2 protein-coding genes are annotated in these 4,948 nt (G+C 54.2%); one reads left to right on the top strand and one right to left on the bottom strand.

All coding sequences use genetic code 11. The annotated features are described in order from the left end of the window. The coding region (locus BSCG_RS30180; protein WP_147486970.1) for a hypothetical protein at positions 1-213 on the top strand (213 nt) is incomplete at its 5' end. Positions 214-249: 36 nt separating this feature from the next. Here BSCG_RS30180 and BSCG_RS01500 read toward each other — a convergent pair. Next, complete coding sequence (locus BSCG_RS01500; protein WP_008777455.1) at positions 250-4,215, bottom strand: hybrid sensor histidine kinase/response regulator transcription factor; 3,966 nt, start codon at positions 4,213-4,215, stop codon at positions 250-252. Positions 4,216-4,948 lie beyond the last annotated feature (733 nt).

The raw sequence follows: 4,948 nt of genomic DNA, 5'->3' as shown, positions 1-4,948 counted from the left end.
ATGCCGACACGGGCGGTCTCGTATGGAAAACTGAAAGTCCGACACCGCTCGCAGGCGGGCTGTTGGACGAACACTATTATTTCTACTATCCCTATCAGGCACGAGCCTCAATACTGGGGCAGGGCGGCTGTTCGCCTTCATCATTACGGTGAACGAGCTAACCGTGCCCGGCTTGTCGGTGCGGAGCGAAACATACACCATCTCCGACAATAAGACCTGCCATATCCTGGAGTCTGTCTGCCCGTGATGTTATCCTCTCATCGAATTCCTGTACTCACTCGGGCTCATTCCATAGTACTTCCTGAACACCTCCCTGAAATATCTGACATCGGAGAACCCCGAGTCATCCGAGATTTCCGTTATCGAACAGTCTTTTTCCCTGAGCAGTTGTGCCGCATATTGCAGCCGCATGGAGCGGATATAGTCAGCCGGGGCATGGCCGGTGAGCGCCTTCAACTTGTTGAAAAATCCGGTGCGGCTCATGTTCTGCATGCCACAGAGCATGTCCACACAGAAACCGGGGTTGTCGATATTCTTCATGACGCATTCCCTTACGGAGGCCATGAATTTCCAGTCCCGGGTATTGTGGCAGTCCGGCGGAACCTGTCCGACTCCGTCCTCAAGACCGGCGTATGCCCGTTTGAGCAGTGCCCGGTTTGCCAGTATGTTCCTGATATTCGCCCTGAGCACGTTTATGCTAAACGGTTTGGTGATATAGGCGTCAGCTCCGTTTTCCAGCCCCTCCAGCATGTCCTTCTCATCTCCCAAGGCGGTCAGCAGCATGACCGGGATATGGGATGTCTCAATATCGGATTTGACGGACGCGCAAAGTTCGTCCCCTCCCATTTCAGGCATCATAACGTCCGAAAGTATCAGGTCCGGATTGTATTCTCTCGCCACAAGCAGCGCGTCCCGTCCGTTGGAACAGGTTTGGACCAGGTATTCCTCTTTCAGCAGCCCCTCAAGGTAGGTCCGCAAATCGTCATTGTCCTCCACAATAAGAATACGCTGCCGGTCCCCGCCGGTCATTGTTGGAAGGATCTCACGCATGGGGCCGCAATCCGGTCCCATGCGGGTTTCCCCGGTATCCTGTTTCCTGGGCGAAGCAACGGGGCATGCCTTGTCAAGGCGTCTGCTCCTCAGGGGAAAAATAACACATACCATGGTCCCCTTCCCCTCGGTACTGGTAACGCGGACCCTGCCTCCGTGCAGCCTTACCAGCCTATGTACCATCATCAGTCCGACACCGTTTCCCGCCACTTGCAGATTGACGGCATTACTGCCCCTGAAATGGTTCCTGAACAGTTTCTTCCGTTCCTCAGGTGGAATGCCAATCCCCGTGTCTTCCACTTCCACACCCCATACATGCCGGTCCGCGAAGGCACGGACCTGGATACTCCCGCCCCGTGGAGTGTACTTCAGTGCGTTGGACAGTATATTCTTCAATATAGAGTCCATTTTGTCCTTGTCAAACCGGACATTCAGGTAAGGGAAGCCGCTCTCACGGGTGATATCGATGTCCCTGATGGAGGCATATGTGCGGAATGCCTCACAGGTCGTCTCCAGATAACTGTTGAGCTCATATTCCGAGACATGAAGTCTCAAGGTGTAGTTGTCCGTACTCTCGAAATCTATCAGGCTGGTGACCAATCCCAGAAGTCCGTCCACGCTTTTCAGGGCCATCCGTACATTGTCCATCCCCTCCGCCTTCACCATGTCTTTCTCCACCACCTCTTCCAGCGGAGCCTTGATCAGCGTAAGCGGAGTACGGACATCATGGGCAGTATGTATGAAGAAGCACGTCTTTTCGTCTGATATCCTTTTCTGCCTGCGCAACATGGCAACGCGAAAAGACACCACCCCAGCCAACACACACAATGACGCATATCCGGCAATGGCCCATGTACCCGCCCACAGCGGCCGGGCGACACTCAGACCGAGGCTTCTTTCCTCATACACCTTGTATTTCTCCTCATTGGAGACGGCACGGATACGCAGGGTGTAGTTGCCTGGGGGCAGGCTCGTGAACTGTATCCGCCCGCTCTGGACCGGATGGCTCCAGCCCTCGTAGAGCCCCTCCAATTTCCATGAATATAGGATGTTCGAGGGATAGTCGTAGTTGATGGAGACAGCTTCCAGGGAGAAGGTATTCTGGTCATATGCAAGTTCCAGCCTGACGGTATTGTCAATATCCTCCCTCAAGGGGGATCCCTTGTCCCCGGGATAGACGGGGCGGTAGGAGATCATGAAATCCCGCAGGAGCATCCGAGAAAAATGCGGGGCGGGTATCCTCATGTCGGAGGGGAACATGACGGCTCCGGTGTTACTCCCGAACACGAAGCTTTCCCCGTGCCGGAAAGTGGATACCCCGGCATTGAGGCATACGCTTGCCAGCCCTTGTTCTGCCGTCCAGTTTCTGAAAGTGCCGCTCTCACGCCGGAACAGGGCCACGCTGTTTTCGGTCCCCAGTAGCAGGGTGCCGTCCGCACGGGGGACAATGGTATGGATGTTATTGGATATCAGGGCGCAGTTCTCGGTCTGGTATTGGCGGACGAACCTGTCCTCCACGCTGTCATAGACGAGAAGTCCCGCCCCGCCGGTGCCGATATACAGGAGCCCGTCCGGTGCCTGGTACAGTGCATAGACATGAACCGCCTCGACTGGAAAGGCGATATGTCTGCAGGTCCCCCCGTGCCCGTCAAGCAGGTACAACCCCATGCCGGTACCGATCCACATCCATTCCGGAGCCTTCTCCAGTATGGCGGTGATGGGGCCCGGGACCGGGTACAGGCGTACTGTGCCGTCATGGGGATCGAAACGTTTGAGATTGTGGCAGCCCCCTGTCCATATACATCCTCCGGAATCTTTTCCGATGTCATTGATATACTGGTCTGGACACCCCTCTGCTGCAAAGGAGGGGGGAAAGTATTCCACCCTCCCGGTTTTCTTTTCGATCCTGTACAGGCCCGAAGCGTACCCGCCGGCGCAGATGACACCCGGCGAGACCTCGCAGAGCGTCAGGAAGATATGGTTCCCGCCATCCTGTATCCCATCGGACCGGCTGAGAAAGGAGCGCCACCGTCCTACCGCAGGCTGCAGCAGGCTGATCCCGTTGCTGGTGGCGAACCACAAGTCGCCTTCGCTGTCTTCGATGACATCATGCACCTGATCGTTAACCAGCGACCGGCTGTTGCCCGGTGAGTGCCGGAACCATTCATAGCTCTGGTAGCGGTTATTCCGGATTGTGACTCCGGCGGGGTAGTTGGCAAGCCAGATACGGTCCCCGCCATCCACATAAATGTCATTGATATTGTCTCCGTTCATGCCGTTGTGGCTGGCGTAGTCGGCGGTTATATAGGGTTTGGGCACTAGCGAGTCCATATCCATCCTGTATACCCCCCTTCCGCCCGTGGCTATCAGCAGCTCCCGGTCATTGAGAGGGGTGATCCGGTTGACGGCCACATTCCGCAGCGTACTGCCTGCGGACACTCCGTATACAAGTATGCCCTTCCTGAAGGTTCCCACGAACAGTTTCTTCGAACCGGGGTGGTAGTAGAGTTCGCTGACCGGCGTCCGGATGCTGTCCGTGTCCGCAAGCGCCTCAAGGACACCGTCCCTTTCCCGTACCGGAAAAAGTCCGTTCACGGTACCGATGAAAAGGTTTGTACCGTCCGTCTCGCTGATAGCGGTTATATCACCTCTTAAACGGGAGACCAGCCGCTGCGCAATGCCTGTGCGGGTGTCATAGCGGATGATATGGTCACCCTGACAGAGCCATATGCGGTCCCCACGGTCCATATAGGCGTAACAGAGCATGCCCGTGGCGAAGTCATCCTGAAGACCGGGTATCCTGTATACCATCCGGAAACGGTCATGGAGGGTGTCGTAATGGAAAATACGGCCTTTCCTTCCCACAACCCACAGCGTGTTCTCCGTGTCGGTGTAGAGCCAGTTCAGATTAACTTGCGGGGCCACCTTCAGATTGCCGTCAAGAACAGTGTAATGCCTGATCCGCTTGCCGTCATAACGGTCCATCCCCTCCTGGGTGAGGAACCACATGTATCCCCTCCCGTCTTTTTGGATACGGTAAATCCTCCGGTTACTCAATCCGTCCTCTATTCCCAAGTATTTATATATCTGGGCTCCGCACATGGAGGAAATTCCCAGCATGAGGAATGCGGACAGTATTCTTCCCATATTCCGAACACGTGTCATTCTGATGTAAATTAGACAACAACTGTTGCAAATATATAAAAATATAAATTAATATACAAATTTAAACATAACCTCGGATGTCGGCATCAGGCGGTATGTCCTCAATGTCATGTACCCCGGAAAATAGCTGCATACGGGACCGGCCCATGATATGAACATATTCCGAGAGGCGGTTGTTCAATTGACCCGACGGAATTATGGCTTGCCGGGCTCGGGACTGTCCGCAAGGGTACGTTGGTCCGGTGTGCGGAATACCATCCATACCTCCGGTCCGAATTTATATCCGCGGGTGGTACAGGTGCCGGTCGAGGTTTGGCAGCCCCCAATAAAGCGGGCCGAATTGTTTGTAAGCACTCTTACCCTCATGCCCGATTTATAGATAATCTTCCAACAGTAAGAAGTTATAATTCGCATTTAAGAACAATGGCGGGCATTTCTTGTTAATATTATAATCATATAAAAGAGGCGCATCCGTTAGTGCCAGATTTGTTCACCACTTTCATCGTTGCGTATCGTATTGCGAGTTGTCCGTATCAGATGTTTATCCCCTCTTTCTTAAGACTTCCTGAGAACTGCCTGGGAAAGGACGGCTTTCCGCATTGCGACTTCATCCACAGCCCTTGGCGGTATAGCCATGCCTTTCACGGGGACTACGGTTGATTCATGCGACACAGCAGATTCCGGTGCTATAACAGGGTTGCCTACATACTTGTGCCTCTTTTCAGCTTGCTGT

Source organism: Bacteroides sp. 2_2_4 (genome assembly GCF_000157055.1).
In the GTDB taxonomy this organism is placed as follows: Bacteria; Bacteroidota; Bacteroidia; order Bacteroidales; family Bacteroidaceae; genus Bacteroides; species Bacteroides ovatus.
Note: the sequence above shows the minus strand (reverse complement) of the source record. Positions and strands in the feature narration are given on the sequence as shown.

Excerpts from the sequence above, each read along its gene's own strand:
- BSCG_RS01500 (WP_008777455.1), bottom strand. The coding sequence starts at position 4,215 with ATGACACGTGTTCGGAATATGGGAAGAATACTGTCCGCATTCCTCATG.